The sequence below is a fragment of the Streptomyces sp. SAT1 genome (assembly GCF_001654495.1).
GTDB lineage: Bacteria > Actinomycetota > Actinomycetes > Streptomycetales > Streptomycetaceae > Streptomyces > Streptomyces andamanensis.
In genome coordinates, this window is sequence record NZ_CP015849.1 from 1,075,001 (window position 1) to 1,094,499 (window position 19,499).

At 74.5% G+C, this 19,499-nt stretch carries 14 protein-coding genes (1 of these 14 cut by a window edge); 5 read left to right on the plus strand and 9 right to left on the minus strand.

Features of this window, described 5'->3' with window-relative positions; translation table 11 throughout:
- On the plus strand, positions 1-1,344 hold the 3' portion of the coding sequence (ptsP, locus tag A8713_RS04660; protein ID WP_064531549.1) for a phosphoenolpyruvate--protein phosphotransferase. 327 nt of this gene lie to the left of the window's left edge; the window shows 1,344 of its 1,671 coding nt (coding positions 328-1,671); its start codon lies off the left edge, out of view; it ends in the stop codon at positions 1,342-1,344.
- A gap of 129 nt (positions 1,345-1,473) precedes the next feature.
- On the opposite strand, the gene A8713_RS04665 is transcribed toward ptsP, so the two are convergent.
- Both A8713_RS04665 and A8713_RS04670 read right to left on the minus strand, forming a co-directional pair.
- Positions 1,474-2,382, minus strand: a complete 909-nt coding sequence (locus tag A8713_RS04665) for a hypothetical protein (protein WP_064531550.1) — start codon at positions 2,380-2,382, stop codon at positions 1,474-1,476.
- Positions 2,383-2,417: 35 nt separating this feature from the next.
- On the minus strand, positions 2,418-3,725 hold the full coding sequence (locus A8713_RS04670) for an MFS transporter (RefSeq protein ID WP_272481889.1): 1,308 nt from the start codon (positions 3,723-3,725) through the stop codon (positions 2,418-2,420).
- Positions 3,726-3,781: 56 nt separating this feature from the next.
- On the opposite strand from A8713_RS04670, the gene A8713_RS04675 reads away from it, so the two are divergent.
- A complete protein-coding gene (locus tag A8713_RS04675) occupies positions 3,782-5,101 on the plus strand; it encodes an aminotransferase class I/II-fold pyridoxal phosphate-dependent enzyme (protein WP_064537236.1) in 1,320 nt (439 codons plus the stop codon).
- Positions 5,102-5,181: 80 nt separating this feature from the next.
- On the opposite strand, the gene A8713_RS04680 is transcribed toward A8713_RS04675, so the two are convergent.
- The gene (locus A8713_RS04680) at positions 5,182-7,149 is read right to left on the minus strand and encodes an acetoacetate--CoA ligase (RefSeq protein ID WP_064531552.1); all 1,968 of its coding nucleotides are present in this window, start codon (positions 7,147-7,149) and stop codon (positions 5,182-5,184) included.
- Positions 7,150-7,362: 213 nt separating this feature from the next.
- On the opposite strand from A8713_RS04680, the gene A8713_RS04685 reads away from it, so the two are divergent.
- Positions 7,363-9,723: a glycoside hydrolase family 31 protein gene (locus tag A8713_RS04685; RefSeq protein ID WP_064531553.1), complete on the plus strand. Its 2,361-nt coding sequence runs from the start codon at positions 7,363-7,365 to the stop codon at positions 9,721-9,723.
- A 96-nt stretch (positions 9,724-9,819) separates the two neighbouring features.
- On the opposite strand, the gene A8713_RS04690 is transcribed toward A8713_RS04685, so the two are convergent.
- Positions 9,820-10,356, minus strand: a complete 537-nt coding sequence (locus A8713_RS04690) for an NUDIX domain-containing protein (protein ID WP_064531554.1) — start codon at positions 10,354-10,356, stop codon at positions 9,820-9,822.
- Positions 10,357-10,393: 37 nt separating this feature from the next.
- Positions 10,394-11,242, minus strand: a complete 849-nt coding sequence (locus A8713_RS04695) for a M15 family metallopeptidase (protein ID WP_064531555.1) — start codon at positions 11,240-11,242, stop codon at positions 10,394-10,396.
- 156 nt (positions 11,243-11,398) lie between these two features.
- Here A8713_RS04695 and A8713_RS04700 point away from each other — a divergent pair, with 156 nt between their 5' ends.
- Together A8713_RS04700 and glpK are read left to right on the plus strand one after the other, a co-directional pair.
- Positions 11,399-13,027, plus strand: coding sequence for a GGDEF domain-containing protein (locus A8713_RS04700; RefSeq protein ID WP_064531556.1), 1,629 nt, complete (start codon positions 11,399-11,401; stop codon positions 13,025-13,027).
- Positions 13,028-13,286: 259 nt separating this feature from the next.
- Positions 13,287-14,813: a glycerol kinase GlpK gene (gene glpK, locus A8713_RS04705; RefSeq protein WP_064531557.1), complete on the plus strand. Its 1,527-nt coding sequence runs from the start codon at positions 13,287-13,289 to the stop codon at positions 14,811-14,813.
- A 71-nt stretch (positions 14,814-14,884) separates the two neighbouring features.
- Here the strand turns inward: glpK and A8713_RS04710 are convergent, their stop codons facing one another.
- From A8713_RS04710 to A8713_RS04725, 4 genes are all read right to left on the minus strand, one after another.
- Positions 14,885-15,490 (minus strand): GTP-binding protein, encoded by a 606-nt coding sequence (locus A8713_RS04710; protein WP_064531558.1) that lies wholly within the window; start codon positions 15,488-15,490, stop codon positions 14,885-14,887.
- 64 nt (positions 15,491-15,554) lie between these two features.
- Positions 15,555-15,950: a DUF742 domain-containing protein gene (locus tag A8713_RS04715; protein ID WP_064531559.1), complete on the minus strand. Its 396-nt coding sequence runs from the start codon at positions 15,948-15,950 to the stop codon at positions 15,555-15,557.
- Positions 15,951-15,959: 9 nt separating this feature from the next.
- The gene (locus A8713_RS04720) at positions 15,960-16,394 is read right to left on the minus strand and encodes a roadblock/LC7 domain-containing protein (protein ID WP_018570131.1); all 435 of its coding nucleotides are present in this window, start codon (positions 16,392-16,394) and stop codon (positions 15,960-15,962) included.
- Positions 16,391-19,402 carry a nitrate- and nitrite sensing domain-containing protein gene (locus A8713_RS04725; RefSeq protein ID WP_064537238.1) on the minus strand — a complete coding sequence of 1,004 codons (3,012 nt, stop codon included), beginning with the start codon at positions 19,400-19,402 and terminating at the stop codon, positions 16,391-16,393. The genes A8713_RS04720 and A8713_RS04725 overlap by 4 nt, the downstream gene beginning before the upstream one ends.
- Positions 19,403-19,499: the final 97 nt, after the last annotated feature.

Sequence of the window (19,499 nt, forward strand, 5' to 3'; positions counted from 1 at the left end):
CGGGACCTGCTGGCGGGTGCCGGTGAGTACCTGGCGGGGCGCGTGGCGGACCTCGACGACGTGCGGAACCGTATCGTCGCGCGCCTGCTGGGTGTGCCGATGCCGGGTGTGCCGGACAGTGACGAGCCGTATGTGCTGGTCGCGCGGGATCTGGCGCCGGCCGACACCGCGCTGCTCGACCCGACGCTGGTCCTCGGCTTCGTCACCGAGGAGGGCGGGCCGACGAGTCACAGCGCGATCCTGGCGCGGGCGCTCGGGGTGCCGGCCGTGGTGGCGCTGCCGGGGGCCGGTGAGCTGGCCGAGGGCACGGTGATCGCCGTGGACGGCAGCTCCGGCGAGATCTTCGTGAACCCGAGCGAGGAGAAGAAGGAGCAGTTGGAGGCGGCCGCGGCCGAGCGCAGGGCCGCGCTGGCCGCCTCCACGGGTCCGGGAGCGACCTCCGACGGGCACAAGGTGCCGCTGCTGGCCAACATCGGCGGGCCCGCGGACGTCCCGGCGGCCGTCGAGGCGGGCGCCGAGGGCGTGGGCCTGTTCCGGACCGAGTTCCTGTTCCTGGACGACAACAAGAACGCGCCGTCCGAGGAGAAGCAGGTCGAGGCCTACCGGCAGGTGCTGGAGGCGTTCCCCGAGGGCCGTGTGGTCGTGCGGGTGCTGGACGCGGGCGCGGACAAGCCGCTCGACTTCCTGACGCCCGCGGACGAGCCGAACCCCGCTCTGGGCGTGCGTGGTCTGCGGACGCTGCTGGACCACCCGGAGGTGCTGCGCACCCAGCTGACGGCGCTCGCCAAGGCGGCCGAGGGGCTGCCGGTGCACCTTGAGGTCATGGCGCCGATGGTCGCCGACCGGGCCGACGCCAAGGCGTTCGCGGACGCCTGCCGTGCGGCGGGGCTGCGGGCGAAGTTCGGTGCGATGGTGGAGATCCCGTCGGCGGCGCTGCGGGCGCGGTCGGTGCTCCAGGAGGTGGAGTTCCTGTCGCTGGGGACCAACGACCTCGCGCAGTACACCTTCGCCGCCGACCGTCAGGTGGGTGCGGTGTCGCGGTTGCAGGACCCGTGGCAGCCGGCGCTGCTCGACCTGGTCGCGCTGGCCGCCGAGGCGGCGCGGGCCGGGGGCAAGAGCTGCGGTGTCTGCGGTGAGGCGGCCGCGGATCCGCTGCTGGCGTGTGTGCTGACCGGTCTGGGGGTCACCTCCCTGTCGATGGGTGCGGCGTCTCTCCCGTATGTACGGGCCGCGCTGGCCAAGTACACGCTGGCGCAGTGCGAGCGTGCCGCCGCGGCGGCACGGGCCACGGACAGTGCCGAGGAGGCGCGCGAGGCGGCGCAGGCGGTGCTGTCCGGCGAGTGAGCGGCCGGTGAGAGGACCGGTCCGCGCACCGGCCGGTCCGTGAGGGGCGCTCCGCCTTCGGGCGGGGCGCCCCTCGTGCGTCCGGTGCCGGTTCTGTCCGGTGCCCGATCTGTTCCGTGCCGGTTCTGTTCAGTGTCGGTGCGGGGGTGTGGGTCCTTCGTCCCCGAGGTCGGGGGGTGTCGTGTAGTCCACGCCGGACTCGGGTGCGACGAGGTCGCCGGACTCGATGTCGGTGCAGTAGGCGTCGAAGACCTCGGCGGCGGTGAGCGGGTGCAGTCCGTCGCCGCGCAGGCGCCAGCCGTAGACGCGGTCGGGTGTGCCCGGTGCCGTGGTGCGCATGACGAGGCCGCCGGGGCTGCGGGTGGCGAGGCCGAGGGCCAGGACCGTGGTGAACTCGAGGGCTTCGGCCTCGTCGAGGCGGGTGGTGTCGTCCGGCGGGCCGTCGCCGTCCTGGTCGTCGGCGCGGAGCGCGGCGAGCAGGGTCTCGGGTGCGGTGGAGACGCTGCACACCAGGTGGCGGTTGCCGGGCGGGGCGGTGTCGAGGACGCGGACGAGGAGGCCGGCGGCCCTGGCGAAGGCGGCGCGGCCGATGTCCTCGCCGCATGCGGCGCAGGGGCCGAGCCGGGCGAGGAGGGTGGAGGCGTACTCCCAGGTGGCCTGGCGGACGGCCTCGTCGACGAGGGCGGGGACGAGTTCGGTGAGGGGCCGGCCGTCGTAGGGCAGGGCCGGGCCCGCGCCGGCGAGTTCGGCGGTGAAGCGGGCGCGGCTGGCGGCCGCGTCCGGTTCGAGGCCGGTCCGCGCGCAGAAGGCGGCGTATTCCTCGGGGTCGAAGAGGGCCACGGTGGTGTGGCCGCCCTGGGCGGCCCTGACCCTCAGGAGCGCCTCCACGTGGCGGAGGTAGGTGGTGTGGTCCTCGAAGACGAAGCTCCGGTAGCGCCGCATGGCGCGGAAGTCCTGTGCGTCGGTGAGCAGGCCGATGGTGCCGGCGATCTCGCGGCGCAGGGCGCGTCGCATGGTCCGGTGGTCGGTGTGCGCCATGTTTCCCCCATGGTGTGCCGTGTGTGCACGGTCGATCAATGCTCACTCACCGTAACCGGGGGCACTGACAACGGGGGCCGGCTGAGGCGGTCGCGGACGGTGCGGTGCTGGATGACGCAGGTCAGGGCGATGCCGCCGCCGAAGACGGCCCATCCGGCGGGGCCGGTGGCGAGGGCCGCGGTGACGGCGAGGGGGCCGACGGTGCGCTGGGCGGCCTGGGCCAGTCCGTGGACGCCGAGGTAGGTGCCCTGGGCCGCGCCGGGGGCGAGGGCGACGGACAGTTCCCAGGAGACGGTGGCGTGCAGCATCTCGGCGAGGGTGAAGGCCACGGCGGCGCCGGTGAGGAGCGCGACGGCCGTGAAAGTGCCGCCGGCCGTGGAGAGGGCGAGGGCGGTGCCGCCGAGGGCGTAGGCGACCGAGAGCGGGAGCAGGAGGGTGCGGGCCGCGGCGGTGGTGGCGCCGAAGCGTGCCAGGGGGACCTGGAGGGCGACGACCATGACGTTGTTGAGGACCATCAGCAGGGGGGCGAGGCCGTGCGGGACGTCGCTGCTGTGGGCGATGCACAGGGGGAGGCCGACCTTGAAGACCGCGTCGTCGAGGAAGAGGACGGTCTCGGTGGCGACGTAGGCGAGGTAGGTGCGGTCCCGCCACGGGGTGGCGGGCGGGGCGGTGGGGGCCGGGGCGCCGGAGGGGGTGACGGCGCGGGAGGGCGAGGGGGGTTCGCCGCAGCGCAGGGTGAGCAGTGCGACGGCGGCGAAGGAGAGGGCGTCGCCGAGGAGCAGCCACCGGTAGGCGGCGGTGGTGCCGACGGCGAGGGCGCCCGCGGCCGCGAGGCCGCCCAGGGCCCAGCCCGCGTTGGCCGCGGTGCGGTTGAGGGCCTGGTAGCGGACGCGGTCGGGGCCTGAGACGCGGGTGGCGTAGAGCTTGGTGAGGATGCTGGCGGCGCGGTCGCCGAGGCCGCCGAGGGCGGAGAAGGCGAGCAGCAGGGCGTAGTCGTCCGTGGTGAGCAGGCCCAGGGAGGCCACGGCGCGCAGGAGTTGCAGCGCGATGAGGACGCGGGTGAGCGGGAACCGGTCGGCGAGGCGGCCGCCGAGGGGGGCGCCGGCGATGCCGACGGCTCCGGCGAGGGCGGCGAGGGTGCCGACCTGGGCGAGGGAGAGTCCGGAGACGTAGGTGAAGTAGAGGACGGAAACGGAGGCCCACAGTCCGCTGCCGGTGCGGTCGACGAGGGCGACGAGGAGCATGCGGCGGCCGTCGGGGCCGCCGGGTACGCGTGGGCGTCCCGTCCTGGTGGCCGGTGTGGTGCCGCTGCCCTTGGTTCTCGTGCCGCGAGTGATGCGCACTGCTCCCCCTTGCCGGAAACTTGTCTGAAATTATGTATTGATACATAATGATCAATGTGGCAGTACATTATGCGATCAGTGGGGCGACAGCCAAGGCGATTGCCGCGTCGGTGGAACGCGGGGTCTCCGAGGGGGCGTTGGCGCCGGGCGCGGCGCTGCCGCCGGTGCGGCGGCTCGCGGACGAACTGGCGGTGAGCCCGGGGACGGTGGCGACGGCGTACAAGGAGCTGCGCGGGCGGGGCATCGTGGTGACCCGCGGCCGGGGCGGGACCGTGGTGGCGCCCGCCCCCGCGGTGGCCTCACGCCGGCCGCCGAAGGTCCCGCGGGGGCTGCGCGATCTGGCGGGCGGGCATCCGGATCCCGCCTTCCTGCCCGCTCCGGCGCCGCCGTCCCGGCTGGCGCCCGGTGCGCGCTCGCACCGCTCGACACCCCGGCTGCCCCGGCTGGAGGACGCGGCGCGCGACTGGCTCGGCGCGGACGGGGTGCCGGTGGAGCACGTGACCTTCGCGCACGGCGCGCTGGATCTGGTGGGCCGGCTGCTCTCCGTGGAGCTGCGCCCCGGCGACGCGGTGGCGATGGAGGATCCGGGCTATCACCACCTGCTCGACCTGGTGACCGCGTTGGGGCTGCGCAGCGTGCCGGTGGCGGTGGACGACGAGGGGATGCGGCCCGAGGCCCTGCGGCGGGCGCTGCGGGCCGGTGCGCGCGCCGTGGTGTGCAGTCCGCGCGGGCAGAACCCGTACGGCGGGTGCTTCTCGGCCGAGCGGCGCGCGGCGCTCGCCGATGTGCTGCGCGAGGAGCCGGACGTCCTGGTCCTGGAGAACGACCACGCGTCGGCGGTGGCGGACGTACCGCTGCACGCCCTCGGCTCCGCCGGTCTGTCCCGGTGGGTGCATGTGCGGACGGTGAGCAAGTTCCTCGGGGCGGACCTGCGCTGTGCGGTGGCGGCGTGCGACGCCGTCACCCTGGCGCGGCACGACGGGCGTCTGCTGCTGACCTCGGGCTGGGTCAGCCATCTGCTCCAGGAGACGGTGCACGGGCTGCTGACCGACGAGGACACGCGTGCGCTGGTGTCCCGCGCGCGCGGGACGTACGCCGTGCGCCGCGGCGCCCTGCTCGGGGAGCTGGCGGCCCGGGGCATCGCGGCCCACGGGGCGAGCGGGATGAACGTGTGGGTACCGGTGGCCGACGAGTCGGCGGTGGTGAACGGGCTGCGGTCCCACGGCTGGTGGGTCGCGGCGGGTGCCAGATTCCGGCTGGCGTCACCGCCGGGGGTGCGGATCTCCGTGGCCGGACTGGAACCCGCGGACGCGGCCCGGCTGGCCTCCGACTTCGCCGCGGTGCTGGGCGAGTCGGAGGCCACCTACGGCGGCTGACCGGCGGGCGGCGGACCGGCGGGCGGCGGACTCGGCCCCGTCCGGGCCGGGCCAAGTCCGCCGGGCCGGGCCCGGACGGGTCAGGCGCGCTTGCGGGCCAGTTCCTCGTAGAAGCGCAGCAGGCCGAGGTCGTCGACGGAGCCGGGGTTGACCGCCTTCTCCAGCGGGGTGCCCTGGAGCAGGCGTTTGACCGGGACCTCGATGCGCTTGCCGGTGAGGGTGTGCGGGACGCCGGGGACCGCGATGACCTCGTCGGGCACATGGCGCGGGGAGAGCTGTTCGCGGATGGTCCGCTTGATGCGGTCCAGCAGCGCGTCGTCCAGGACGGCTCCGGGGGCCAGCTGGACGAAGAGCGGCATCCAGTAGCCTCCGTCGGGCTGTTCGACGCCGATGACCAGGGACTCCCTGATCTCGGGGAGCCGCTCGACGGCCTCGTAGATGTCGGCGGACCCCATGCGCACGCCCTGGCGGTTGAGCGTGGAGTCGGAGCGGCCGTGGATGATCACGGAGCCGCGGGAGGTGAGGGTGATCCAGTCGCCGTGCCGCCATACTCCGGGGTACACGGCGAAGTAGCTGTCGTGGTAGCGGCTGCCGTCCGGGTCGTTCCAGAAGTGGAGCGGCATCGAGGGCATGGGGTTGGTGACGACCAGCTCGCCGACCTCGTCGACCAGGGGCCGCCCCTCCGGGTCCCAGGACCGGAGGTCGGTGCCGAGACAGGGGGCCTGGAGCTCGCCGATGTGGACGGGCAGGGTCGGCACGGCCCCGGCGAAGCAGGAGCAGACGTCGGTGCCGCCGCTGACGGAGGCGATCCACAGGTCGTCACCGACCTCGTCGTGCAGCCAGCGGAACCCGTCGGGCGGGAGCGGGGACCCGGTGGTGGCGACGCACCGGATCCGGGACACGTCGTGGTCGCGCGCCGGATGCACCCCCGCCTTGCGGCAGGCCATCACATAGGCGGCCGAGGTGCCGAAGAGGGTGGCCCCGGTGCGCTCGGCGATGCGCCACTGGGCACCCGTGTCGGGGTACCCCGGGCTGCCGTCGTACAGGACGATCGTCGTCCCGGTCAGCAGGCCGGAGACGAGGAAGTTCCACATCATCCAGCCGGTGGACGTGTACCAGAAGAAGCGGTCCCCGGGGCCCAGGTCGCAGTGCAGGCCGAGCTGCTTGAGGTGCTCGACGAGGATGCCGCCCTGGGACTGCACGATGGCCTTCGGCAGGCCCGTGGTGCCCGAGGAGTACAGCACCCACAGCGGATGGTCGAAGGGCACCTGTTCGAAGACGGGTTCTACGTCCGCCGAGGTCAGGTCGGACCAGGCGAGGGTGCCCTCCGGTGCGGCGCTGCCCAGCAGGGGGATGTGCACCACGGCGCGCAGGGTGGGCAGTTCGCGGCGCAGTTCGGCGACGACGTCGCCGCGGTCGTGCTCCTTGCCGCCGTAGCGGTAGCCGTCGACGGTGAACAGCACGACCGGTTCGACCTGCTGGAAGCGGTCGAGGACGCTGCGGGCGCCGAAGTCGGGGGCGCAGGAGGTCCAGACGGCGCCGACCGCGGCGGTGGCGAGCAGGGCGACGACGGCCTCGGGGATGTTCGGGAGATAGCCGCTGACCCGGTCCCCCGGGCGTACGCCGAGGGCGCGCAGCTCGGCGGCGAGCGAGCCGACCTGGCGGCGCAGCTCGGGCCAGGTCACCGGGCGCGGTTCGTGGGTCTCGTCCACCTGGAGGAGGGCGGGCTCGTCCGCGCGGGTGGCCGCTGCGCGCAGGGCGTGCTCGGCGTAGTTCACGGTGGCGCCGGGGAACCACTGCGCCCCGGGCATCGTGCGGTCGCCCAGCACGCGCGCGTAGGGGGTGCCGAAGCGGACGTCGAACCACTCGGTGACGGCCTGCCAGAAGCTCTCCAGGTGGTCGACGGACCAGCGGTGCAGGGCCGGGTAGCCGCCCTCGGCGGGCGCTCCGTGGTGTGCGGCAGCCCACGCCTGGAACCGCGTGATCTGGGCCTGGGCGATCCGCTGCGGATCGGGCTGCCAGAGCGGCAGGGGATTCACGGTCGACATGGGCGGCTCCCGGACTCTGCGCGTCGTGTGCGTCGGTCCGCGCACGTGCTGGGGTGTGCGCGTGACGCGGCTGACACGGACGATGCCATGTGATCGACTTCCGCACCAGGGTTGGCCCCACATAGTCCCTGTCGTGAAGATGTGGCCCGAGCCTGGGTGAACGGCAGTTGAACGACACCTCCGCGCGGCGCCGTCAATGGCAGGGTGATCAGCATGAACGGTCGTGACCTGGTGCGTTCGGTGAAGGCGGTCGGCTCCGCGGGGGCGGCCCAGGGGGTGCGCACCGTACGGGCCGCCTGGCGCCGGCGGCGTGCCGACGCCGAGGGCCTGCCCCCGCGGGGCGCGGAGCGGGCGCGGGTGCCCGGTGAGGTGCTGGACGCGCTGCCCGGCCCGGGGGGCGGTGTGGTGCGGTTCAGCCGCTCGGAGCTGCGCCTGCTCGTCGCGGCGAACGGAGCGGTCTTCTGGGGCTGGGACGGGGCCGCTCCCCTGCCGTCGTACGCCCTGGCCGGGCAGGGCCCCGAGCCCGACCCGCGGGCGGTGCTGGAGCCGGACAAGGACGGCGGCTGGCGGGTGGTGGCCGAGCGGGTCACCGTCACCGTCTCGCGGCACGGCGCCGTGGAGGTGTGCACGCCCGGCGGTGTGCCGTTGCGCCGCGATCTGCCGCCCCGCTGGTGGGAGCCGGTCGGCGGCGGGACGGCGCGCTGGATGCAGCGGTCCCGGGTGACGGCGGACGCGCGGTTCTTCGGCCTGGGCGCGCGGGCGTCCGGGCCGCGGCTGCGCGACGGCGCCTACCGCCTGTGGAACACCGATCCCGGCCGCCCGTTCGGGCCCGGCGACGATCCGCTGTACCTCACGATGCCGGTGCAGCTGGTCGTCGCGGACGCGGGCACCCACCTGGTGTTCCACGACAACTCCTGGGACGGGACGGTCGTCCTGCGCGAGGGCGAGGAGGGCGCCGGTTCGGGGCACGACCGGCCCGGCGCGAGCGAGCTGCGGATGGACGGCGGTCCGCTGCGCTGCTGGGTGATCGTCGGCACTCCCGCGCGCGTGCTGCACACCTGGGCCTCGCTCACCGGTGCGGCCGCGCTGCCGCCCGCGTGGGCGCTCGGCCACCAGCACGCGCGGTGGGGCTTCGGCAGCGAACAGGAGGTGCGCCGGATCGTCGCGGGCTACCAGGAGCGCGGTCTCCCGCTGGACGCCGTGCACCTGGACATCGACCACCTGGACGCGCACCGGGTGTTCACCGTCGACCAGGAGCGCTTCCCCAAGCTGCCCGTGCTCGCGGAGGAGCTGCGCCGGGACGGGATCCGGCTGGTGTCGATCGTCGACCCGGGGGTGCGCGCCACGCCGGGTGACGCCGTGTACGACTCGGGGACGACGCAGGACGCCTTCGTACGGGACGCGTCGGGGGACGTCGTACGGGGTGTGGTGTGGCCCGGCGAGACGGTCTTCCCGGACTTCACGCACGCGCGCGTGCGCGCGTGGTGGGGCGGGCTGTACCGGGAGCGGCTGACCCAGGGCTTCTCCGGTTTCTGGCACGACATGAACGAGCCGACGTCCTTCGCGGCCTTCGGCGAGACCACGCTGCCGCGGTCGGCGCGGCACGCGCTGGAGGGCCGGGGCGGCGACCACCGCGAGGCGCACAACGTGTACGGGCTGTGCATGGCGCAGGCCGGGTACGAGGGCGTGCGCGCCGCGGTGCCCGGAGAGCGGCCGTTCGTGTTCTCGCGTTCGGGCTGGGCCGGGCTGCAGCGCTACGGCGGGACCTGGTCGGGGGACGTGGCCACGGGCTGGCCCGGACTGCGGGCGTCGCTGTCGCTGGTGCTGGGTCTTGGCCTGTGCGGCGTGCCCTACTCGGGGCCGGACGTGGGCGGCTTCGACGGCAGTCCCTCGCCCGAGCTGTTCCTGCGCTGGTTCCAGCTCGCCGCGTATCTGCCGCTGTTCCGGACGCACGCGAGCCTGCGGGCGGGGCGGCGGGAGCCGTGGGAGTTCGGTCCCGAGGTGCTGGAGCACGCGCGCGCGGCGCTGCTGGAGCGGCGCCGGCTGCTGCCGTACTTCGTCACGCTGGCGCATCTGGCCCGGCGCACGGGCGCGCCGTACGTGCGCCCGGTGTGGTGGAACACCCCGGAGGACCGGGCACTGCGGGACTGCGGGGACGCCTTCCTGCTGGGCGACGCGCTGCTGGTGGCGCCGGTGCTGCTGCCCGGCGCGGAGCGGCGGACGGTGCGGCTGCCGCGGGGCCGCTGGTACGACACGGCGACCGGGCGGGCGTACGAGGGGCCGGGGAAGGCGGTCGTGGAGGCACCGCTGGGGCGGATCCCGGTGCTCGCGCGCGCGGGTGCCGTGCTCCCGGTGCGGGGCGGGACGGACGAGGTCGAACTGGAGGTGTGGGCGCCCGCCCCCGGGCGTGGCGGGGGCGGGCTGGTGGTGCCGGACGCGGGCGACGGCTGGGACGAGCCCGCGATCGAGCGGTACTCCGTCCGCGGGCAGGGCCGGCGGGTGGTCGTGGAGCAGGAGCGGGAGGACGGTGCGGTGGCGCCGTCGCGTCCGGTGCGGGTGCGGGGGCTTGACTGAGCCGGACCTGGCCGGGCCGGGCGGCGGGCCGGTGGCCGGGTCCGGCCCGGGGCGGGAGAGGGCTGGACCGGAGGGGACTGGACGGGACTGGACGGGTCAGACGTAGCGGCCCTCGAACCAGGCCCGTGCCGCCAGGGAGTGCAGGGGGAAGGCCAGTTCCTCGGGCCTGCGCAGCAGGTGCCAGCCGGACGTCTCGTCGGTGGCGGCGGACTCCGGCAGTCCCTCGGCGGGGCGTTCGGGGAGCATGCCGAAGAGCAGGAGGTGGCCGTCGGGCGCGCTCATGGCGTCGGCGAGCCGTACGTCACGGGCGGCGGCGTCGATGCCCGTCTCCTCCTTGAGTTCGCGCACGAGGGCCTGGCGCCAGTCCTCGCGGTCGTCGACGTAGCCGCCGGGCAGGGCCGTGCCGCCGCACGCCGGGCCGATGGTGCGGGTGATCACGACCAGGGCGGTGCCCTTCGGGTCGTAGACGGGCTGGAGGGCCACCGCGACCGGCAGCGGGTTGCGGTAGGCCACGGCCCCGCAGGCCGGGCAGGTGCGGGGCCAGCCGGAGATGCCCTCTCCGTAGGGCGCTCCGCAGCCCGAACAGTGGGAATGGGGCACGGAGTTGACAGTCGGGTGTGGATTCTCGGACACGCGCGGACTGTATCCGATCCCGACCGGTCGTCCTGCGTCAGGAGGGCTCGGCGCCCGTGCGCGGGCCGCTGGTGAGCGAGGCCCGGGAGACGGGGAAGTCGAAGTAGGTGTCCGGATACGGTTCGGGCTGGTAGGTGAAGTGCCACCACTCCTCGGGCAGGTTCACGAGACCGACGTGCTCCAGGGTGTCCTTGAGCAGCATCCGGTGGGCGTGCCGGCGGCCCCGGATCCGGGGGTCGAGGGTGTGCGCGAGCGTGTCGAAGCAGTCGAAGCCCGTGCCCATGTCGAGGGAGTTGTCCGGGAAGCGCTCCGCGCGCGGTGCGTAGCAGGGCGTCAGGGGCCGGGCGGGGTCGTACGGAGGGGTCGGCCGGACCGGGAGCGGGACGACGGTGAGGTCCGTGGTCGAGCCGCGGCTGTGGCCGGACTTCGCCGCGATGTAGCCGTCGTCGAACAGGCGGGTCTTGTCGACGCGCGGGTAGAACTCGCCCTTCATGGACTGGTCGTCGAGGTCGCGGGCCCAGCGCACGAAGTGGTCGACGGCGCGCTGCGGCCGGTAGCAGTCGTACACCTTGAGGGTGTAGCCCCGGCGCAGCAGCCGGCGCTGGGCGCGGTGCAGGGCCTGGGCGGCGGGGCGGGTGAGGAGGCACATCGGCCGGCGGTAGCCGTCGACGGGCTCGCCCATGAAGTTGTGCGGGGTGAAGTAGCGCATCTCCTGGAGGATCGTCGGGTCGATGTCGCTCAGGGCCACGAAGTCGGCGGGGGCCCGCGGGTCCGGGACGCTGCGGGTCCGGGGTGCGGCACCGGCCGTCGCGGAGGCGGCGGTCAGGGTCAGCAGGGCGGCGAGGGCGGTGACGGCGGCGCGGGCGGGCCGGGACAGTTGTGTCATGTCTCCTACATCTAGCGGGGCCCGGTCCGCCGGGGAAGCGGAACACCCGGAAGCCGCTCCGCCTACGGCGTACCGCCGACGGGTGACCTCGCGTGAACGTCTCATGAACGCGGCCCGCGCCGCCGCCCCCGGCGCCATCATGCTCCCGTGCATCCCATGCGTCCCTGGGCGGACTCGCTCCGCTTCGCCTTCCAGCCGGTGGTCAACCTCGCCACCGGAGGGGTCGTGGCCCTGGAGGTCCTGGCCCGGCCGGAGACCGGTGACGTGCTCGCCGAGGCGCTCCGCCACCCCGAGCTGGACGGCCGGCTGGCCGTGTCGGCGCTGCGCGCGGCGGCCCGCACGGAGACGCTGCTGCCCCTGCACATCAACGTGTTCGCCCGCACGCTCGCCGACCTCGGCGGCCTGTCCGCCCTGGGCGAGGCCGTGCGGCAGGCGGGCCGCCTGCCGTGGGAGGTCACGCTCGACGTCGTACCGCCGTACGCGCACGTACCGCGCCCGGCCCTGCTGGAGGCGGTGTCCGCCGTGCGGGAGCTGGGGTTCCGGATCGGCGCGGACGGTGTGGGGGACGGCGACATGCCGCTGCGGCTGCTCGTCGACCTCGCCCCCGACCTGGTGAAACTGGACTCCTCGCTGCTGTCCCGGCCTGCGGCGGTACGGGCCATGCGCACGCTGTGCGAGCAGTCGGGGGCGCTGCTGGCCGTCGAGGGCGTGGAGACCGAACGGCAGTGCGCGCTCGCGGTGTCCGCCGGGGCCCAGTGGGCGCAGGGCGAGCTGTTCGCGCCGCCGGCCCGGCGGCCCGTGGCGGACGTGTACGTGCCGCCCCGCTCCCCCGCCCCCGCCCCGGCCGCGCCGGGCCCGGGACCGTCGCTGCGCCCCTTCCTGCGGCCCGCCGCGCTGCTGCCCGCGGATGTCCCGGCGGGCCGGGTGCGGGCGCTGCTCACCGGTGCGCCCGAGGTGACGGGCGTGCTGCTGGTGGACGGTCACGGGGTGCCGCTGCGGTCCGTGCACCGGTCCCGCTTCCTGCTGATGATGTCGGGGCGCTACGGTCACGCCCTGTACGCCGACCGTCCGGCCGCCCGGCTCGGCGATCCGCCGCGCACGGTGGACGTCGATGCGTCGGCCTGGGAGGTGCTGGACATGATCGCGCGCGGCACGCAGGAACGGATCTCCGACGACGTGGCGGTCGTCGACCGCCGCGGGCGGTGCGTGGGTGTCGTACGGCCGACGGACCTCGTACGGGCCCTGGCCGAGTCCCGGGTGGAGGAGGCGGCCGGGCTGAACCCGCTGACCCGGCTGCCCGGCTCGGACGCGATCACGTCGGAGGTGGACCGGCGGATCCGCTCCGGCCGGGCGTTCTCGCTGAGCTGGCTGGACATCGACCGCTTCAAGCAGGTCAACGACGGCGCCGGGTTCGCCGCCGGGGACGAGCTGATCCGGTCGGTCGGGCGGAGCCTGGAGCAGGCCGCGTCCGGGACCGCGCGCGTGGGACACATCGGCGGCGACGACTTCCTGCTGCTGGCGGACCCCGGAGCGCTCGATCCGCTGGCGGCCGCCGTGCTGGACCCGCCCTGGACGGCGGGCGGGATGCCGGTCACCCTGTCCCTGGCCACGGTCGTCTGCGAGCCGGGAAGCGTGGCCGACCACCGGCAGGCAGCCGTCTGCCTGACCCCGCTCAAGCGGGCGGCGAAGGCCCTGGAGGGCCCCAGCTGGGTCGTCGGCCGGGCGCCCCGGCCCGGCCACACGGTCCGCCGCGGGCGGGGGGCCACGGTGCCGCAGGCCGGTTGACAGCCCCGCCGGGAAGGCGGGACGGCGGGACGGTCGCGGCTGGACAGGGCGGTCGGGGGCGCGGGCGGGTGCCGGGGTACGCGCCGGGGCGCGGGTGAGGTCGCCGGGCGCGCGGTGGTCATCCCGAGCGGGTTCCGCCCCGCTGGGACACACTCGTACGAGTGAGGGCGCGGGGGCCGCAGCGGTCCCGTGCCCGGTCGTTCCTCCGGTGGGGTTCCGGCCGCGCGATCCGCCGGAACCGCGTCTCCAAGGGGTAGCCATGACGGACAACGCCGAGAAGTACGTGGCCGCAATCGACCAGGGCACCACGTCGAGCCGGTGCATCGTCTTCGACCGGCACGGTGCCATCGTCGCCGTCGACCAGCGCGAACACCGCCAGATCTTCCCCAAGCCGGGCTGGGTCGAGCACGACGCCACCGAGATCTGGGCGAAGGTGCAGGCGGTGGTCGAGGGCGCCACGGCCAGGGCGGGGCTGCGCGCCGGGCAGCTCAGCGCGCTGGGCATCACCAACCAGCGCGAGACGACCGTCCTGTGGGACCGTGCCACCGGCAAGCCCGTGCACAACGCGATCGTCTGGCAGGACACCCGTACCGCGGCGCTGTGCGACCGGCTGGGCGGCAGCGAGGGACAGGACCGGTTCCGGGAACAGACCGGGCTTCCGCTGGCCAGCTACTTCTCCGGTCCCAAGGCGGCCTGGCTGCTGGACAACGTGCCCGGCCTGCGCGACCGCGCCGAACGCGGGGAGATCGCCTTCGGCACGATCGACTCCTGGCTCATCTGGAACCTGACCGGCGGCACGGACGGCGGCCGGCACGTCACGGACGTCACCAACGCGGGCCGCACCATGCTGATGAACCTGGAGACCCTCCAGTGGGATCCGGCCATCCTTGCGGCCATGAACGTCCCCGAGGCGATCCTCCCGGAGATCCGCTCCTCGTCCGAGGTGTACGGCACCGCGGTCGGCCATCTGGCGGGCGTGCCGGTGGCCTCGGCCCTGGGCGACCAGCAGGCCGCCGTGTTCGGGCAGGCCTGCTACGACGTGGGCGACGCGAAGAACACCTACGGCACCGGCAGCTTCCTGCTGCTGAACACCGGCAACCGGCCCGTGCCGTCCAAGAACGGGCTGCTCACCACCATGGGCTACAAGATCGGCGACGAGGCACCGGTCTACTGCCTGGAGGGCGCCATCGCGATCACGGGCGCGCTGGTGCAGTGGTTCCGCGACCAGCTCGGCATCATCGGCACCGCCGACGACATCGAGCCGCTGGCGGCCGGTGTCGAGGACAACGGCGGCGCGTACATCGTGCCCGCGTTCTCCGGTCTGTTCGCGCCCTACTGGCGCGCGGACGCGCGGGGCGTGGTCACCGGCCTGACGCGGTACGTCACCAAGGCGCATCTGGCGCGCGCCGTGCTGGAGGCGACCAGCTGGCAGACCCGCGAGGTGGTGGACGCCATGTACCAGGACTCCGGGGTGCGCCTGACGGCCCTGAAGGTGGACGGCGGGATGACGAAGAACAATCTGCTGATGCAGCACCAGGCGGACGTGCTCGGCGTTCCGGTGATCCGGCCCAGGGTCTCCGAGACGACCTGTCTGGGCGCCGCCTACGCGGCCGGGCTCGCCACCGGTGTGTGGAGCGACCTGGACGAGCTGAAGTCGCACTGGCAGAAGGACGCCGAGTGGACGCCCTCCATGGAGGACCGGGTGCGGGAGCGCGAGTACCACAACTGGCGCAAGGCGGTGGAGAAGAGCTTCGGCTGGCTGGAGGACGGCGACGACGACGCGTGACCGTCGGCGCCGTGCGTCCGGCACGCGCGCGTGGCAGGACGCACACGACGCACGCGCGCGTGGACGCGGCCTCAGCCGGGGACGGCCCGGCGGCGGGCCGCGGTGTACGCCATGGCGTGCTGGACGACGCCGATCAGGGTCTCCTTGGCCGACTCGCGCTCGCGGGCGTCGCACAGCAGCAGGGGGACGCCGTCGTCCAGGTCGAGCGCGTCCCTGACGGTACGCGCCGGGTAACGGGCGGCCCCCTCGAAGCAGTTGACGGCGACGACGAACGGGATGGCCCGCCGTTCGAAGTAGTCGACGGCGGCGAAGCAGTCCTCCAGGCGGCGGGTGTCGGCGAGCACGACCGCGCCGAGCGCGCCCTCGGACAGCTCGTCCCACATGAACCAGAACCGTTCCTGCCCGGGGGTGCCGAACAGGTAGAGCACCAGATCCTCGCGGAGCGTGATCCGGCCGAAGTCCATGGCCACCGTGGTGGTGTGCTTGCCCTCCACCCCGCTGACGTCGTCGACCGGGCGGCCCGCCTCGGTGAGCAGTTCCTCGGTGCGCAGCGGCCTGATCTCGCTGACCGCGCCGACGAGGGTCGTCTTGCCCACGCCGAAGCCGCCGGCCACCAGGATCTTGAGCGTGAGGGGCTCGACGGGCGGCTTGCCGCGCTCGGAACGCCCGAAGATCATCGAATTCTTCTCCTGCTCGGCATGGGTCTCTTCTCCGGCCTGGGCCGGCCGGCCGCCGGGGCGCTCACAGCGCCCGCAGGCCGTTGATCACATCACGCAGCACACTCTCGTCCGGCAGCTCGGCCGGGGGCACCGGCCGGCTCACATGGACGTACTCCTGGTCCACCAGGTCTCCGATCAGGACGCGCACCACGCCGATGGCGAGGTCGAGTTCCGCGGCGAGTTCGGCGACCGACTGCGGGGTGCGGCGGCACAGCTCGACGATGTCCACGTGCTCCGGGGAGAGCGAGTGGTCCGCCTCCGCGTCGTCCACGTGCGGTTCGGTGACGACGACCGCGATCAGGTCGAGGCGGTGCTGTGCCGCGTGGCTGGTACGGCCCCGCGTCATGGCGTACGGGCGGACCACGGGTCCGGCCTCGTCGTCGAACCAGGGGCTGGGTGCCTGGCCGTCTCCGTTCATGTCATCCCACTACCCGCCGGCCGGCAGGTCGGTGCGCGGGGCGGCGCCCAGGTGCTCCCCGACCCGCTTGACCAGGAGGGTCATCTCGTAGGCGACCTGGCCGATGTCGGCGTCCGCGTCGGCGAGCACGGCGAGACAGCTGCCGTCACCCGCGGCGGTCACGAACAGGTACGCGTCGTCCAGTTCGACGAGCGTCTGCCGGACGCTGCCCGCCTCGAAGTGCCGGCCCACGCCCTTGGCGAGGCTGTGGAAGCCGGAGGCCACGGCCGCCAGGTGCTCGCTGTCCTCGCGGGTCAGGTCCTTGGACACCCCGGTCGCCAGGCCGTCCCCGGAGAGCACGACGGCCTTGCGGATGCTCGCGACCCGGTCCACGAGGTCGTCGAGGAGCCAGTTCAGTTCCTTCTTGCCGGTGGCGGTGTGGCCGGTCGCCTTCGGTGCGGTCATCGACCGTCCCCCTTAGTCGTTCGTGGTGCGGTGCTGCCGTCGTGGGCGTCGTCACCCACGGCGTTCTCCTCGCGGCCGCGCCGCCAGCCGCGCTGGAGCGCGGCCATCCGGTCGCGTACCTCGTCGGCGTCCCGTTCGTCCGGTTCGGCCCGGGTCCCGGTGCGCGGCGCGGGAGTCTGTCTGAGCTGGGGGGCCAGGCTCGCCTGCCGGACGCGGCGGGGCAGCGCCCCGGCGCCGGCGGGCGGTCCGTCCGGGCCCCCGGTCCCGCCGGCCCCCTCGGGTCCCCCGGGCCGCCCGGTCGCGGCGGTGCGGGGGGCGTCCGCGGCGTCACCTGTGACGTCTGCGTCCGCTGTGGCTGCCGTGCCCGGTGTGGCCGTGGTCGCCGGTGCGGCCGGTATGGCCGTCGTCGCTTCGATGGCGTCCGTGCCGTCGGCGCCGTCCCGGTCGCCGGGGGCGAGGGCGGCGCGGCGGGCGCGCTGCGGAAGGGCGGGAGGCCGCCCGCCCTCCCCGCTCGCGCCCATCGGCGACCGCGGAGTGTCCTGCCCGCCGCGTGGGCCCGGCTCGGTGCCGCGCGGCGGCGGTGTGCCACCGCGGCGACGGGTCGGCAGTCCGGCGGCGGCCTCGGGCTCGGCGCGGCCGGTCCGCGCGGTGTCCTGCCGGTCCGCGCCGTCGCGGCGGGGCCGCGCCTCGGTCACCGGGCGGCCGTGGGAGCTGACCAGCTTGGGCGTGCGGCGCCGGGTGAGCGGCACCGGGCCGTCCGGGGTCTCGTCGCCGGGTGCACGGTCCGCCGTGCCGCGCGGACCGGTGCCCGCCCGGGGGCCGGGCTGCTGGCGCGCGGCGGCCTCGTCCGGCTGCGGCCGGGACGCGGACCGGGGCCGGAACAGCCCGCCGCGCTCGCTGTCCTCGTCGCCGAGGGCGCCGGGGAACTCCTCGAACCCCGCGATGGCGTCCAGGTCGACGGGCGCCTCCAGTTCCACCGGTCCGTCCAGCAGCGACACGGGCAGGCCCGGGAGCGGGACGGGGTTCTGGGAGAGGGCGGCCCTGCGGTTCTCCTCGCGGTCGGCGGCCTTGGCGGCGGGCCGGTCGAGGCGGAAGCCGATGCCGTTGGTGTCGGGGACCTCGTCGGTCAGCAGCGCGTCCGGGATGAAGACCACCGCCGTGGTGCCGCCGTACGGCGACGGCTGGAGGGACACGCGGACGTTCTGCCGCTGGGCGAGCCGGCTGATCACGAAGAGTCCGAGCCGGTCGGTGTCCGACAGTTCGAACTCGGGGGTCTCGGCGAGCCGCAGGTTGGCGTCCAGCAGCGCTTCGGCGGACATGCCCAGGCCGCGGTCGTGGATCTCCAGGGTGAACCCGTTGGCGACCCGCTCCCCGACGACCTGCACGGCGGTGTGCGGCGGGGAGAACACCGTGGCGTTCTCCAGCAGTTCGGCGACGAGGTGGGTGAGGTCGGCGACGGCGGGGCCGGTGAGGGCGACCCTGGGCAGCCTGCGGACCTCGATGCGCTCGTAGTCCTCGACCTCGGCGACGGAGGCGCGGACGACGTCCATCAGCTGCACCGGCTTGCGCCACTGCCGCGACGGGGCCGCCCCGGAGAGGATCACCAGGCCCTCGGCGTGGCGGCGCATCCGGGTGGTCAGGTGGTCGAGGCGGAACAGGTCGGCGAGTTCCTCGGTGTCCTCGGTCCGGCGCTCCATGGTGTCCAGGAGGGTGAGCTGCTTGTGCAGCAGGACCTGGCTGCGGCGGGCGAGGTTGACGAAGACCTCGGAGACGCCGGCGCGGAGTTCGGCCTGCTTCACGGCGGCCTCCACCGCGGCCCGCTGGAGGGTGTTGAGGGCCTGGCCGACCTCGCCGATCTCGTTCTTGTCGTACTCCAGGCGGGGCGCCTCGGTCTCCACGTCGACCTGCTCGCCCGCCGACAGCCGGCGCATCACGCCGGGCAGGCGGACACCGGACGCCTCATGGGCCTCCAGCCGCAACTGGCGCAGGTCCCGGACGAGTCCGCGGCCGATGCGCACGGAGAGGTAGAGCGAGAAGAGCAGCGCGAGCAGTCCGAGGACACCGGCGACGGCGGCCTGGAGGATGACGCTCATGGCGACCGGTCCTACCCGGTCCTCGAAGCGGTCGTCGGCGCGGTCGCCGATGGTGCCGAGGTCGGCGAGCGCGTTCGCCGCGGCGCCGTCCCAGCTCTTGGCGCTCACCCCGTGCGGCGTGCCGGACGTGGTGGCGGCGGCCGCCTGTTCGGCCGTGCGCAGCGGGGCGGAGGCGGCGTTCACCCAGAAGCGCTGGTAGCGGCTCCGTTCGGCGGCGGGCAGCAGCGGCAGGTTCACTTCGTACAGCAGGGACCGCTGGGCGACGAGGGCCGAGACGCTGCGGGCCTCGTCGCGGGTGACGGTGCCGACGACCAGGGAGGATCCGAGCAGCGCGTCCTCGCGGGAGAGGAGTTCGCGGGCGCGGTCGAGGTCGACCAGGGCGCGGTACTGCTTGTCCAGTTCGGCGTCGTCCACGACCCGGAGCCCGGCGAGCAGGCCGAAGCAGGGGTCGACCAGGCGGTTGTAGAGGTCGAGGGCCTGGCCACGGCGCACGGTGCCGTCCTCGACGCTGCGGCGCAGGGAGTCGAGTCCGTCCAGGGCGTCCAGTACGGCGGTCAGCCGTCCGTCGTCGCCGGTGCCGAGCGCGCCGCGGACGTCGCCGTCGTTCGCGTTGCGGCGGAGTTCGCCGACGGCGCGGTCGGTGGCGGTCCGGCTGCGCCGCAGCGCGGCGAGTCCGTCGGCGGCGCGCGGGTCGGCGAGGTGGACGAGGGTCTGGCGGCGTTCCTGCTGGAGGACGCGGACCGTGTCCTCGGTGGGGTAGACGACCTTCTCCACCACGGTCGACGAGTCGAAGAGCCGGCCGGCCTGCCGTCCGGTGATCACCGTGGCGAAGGCCCAGACGGCCGTCAGCGAGAGCAGCGGCACGAGAAGGAGCGCCACGATCTTCCGGCGGATGGACTTCCCGCGAAAGCGCATGGCCTCCCCCAGCTCGACCCCCTCCGTCAGGGGGTACACATGTGCGTCAACAAACGGCGCGAGCCTACTACCGACACACAGGTAACTCGAAGAGGCG

What these genes read in the sequence shown, in the direction of transcription:
- A8713_RS04685 (WP_064531553.1), top strand. Translation starts at nt 7,363, where the DNA reads ATGAACGGTCGTGACCTGGTGCGTTCGGTGAAGGCGGTCGGCTCCGCG.
- A8713_RS04715 (WP_064531559.1), bottom strand. Translation starts at nt 15,950, where the DNA reads ATGAACGGAGACGGCCAGGCACCCAGCCCCTGGTTCGACGACGAGGCC.
- glpK (WP_064531557.1), top strand. Translation starts at nt 13,287, where the DNA reads ATGACGGACAACGCCGAGAAGTACGTGGCCGCAATCGACCAGGGCACC.
- A8713_RS04700 (WP_064531556.1), top strand. Translation starts at nt 11,399, where the DNA reads ATGCGTCCCTGGGCGGACTCGCTCCGCTTCGCCTTCCAGCCGGTGGTC.
- A8713_RS04725 (WP_064537238.1), bottom strand. Translation starts at nt 19,402, where the DNA reads ATGCGCTTTCGCGGGAAGTCCATCCGCCGGAAGATCGTGGCGCTCCTT.
- A8713_RS04695 (WP_064531555.1), bottom strand. Translation starts at nt 11,242, where the DNA reads ATGACACAACTGTCCCGGCCCGCCCGCGCCGCCGTCACCGCCCTCGCC.
- A8713_RS04710 (WP_064531558.1), bottom strand. Translation starts at nt 15,490, where the DNA reads ATGATCTTCGGGCGTTCCGAGCGCGGCAAGCCGCCCGTCGAGCCCCTC.
- A8713_RS04665 (WP_064531550.1), bottom strand. Translation starts at nt 2,382, where the DNA reads ATGGCGCACACCGACCACCGGACCATGCGACGCGCCCTGCGCCGCGAG.
- A8713_RS04680 (WP_064531552.1), bottom strand. Translation starts at nt 7,149, where the DNA reads ATGTCGACCGTGAATCCCCTGCCGCTCTGGCAGCCCGATCCGCAGCGG.
- A8713_RS04720 (WP_018570131.1), bottom strand. Translation starts at nt 16,394, where the DNA reads ATGACCGCACCGAAGGCGACCGGCCACACCGCCACCGGCAAGAAGGAA.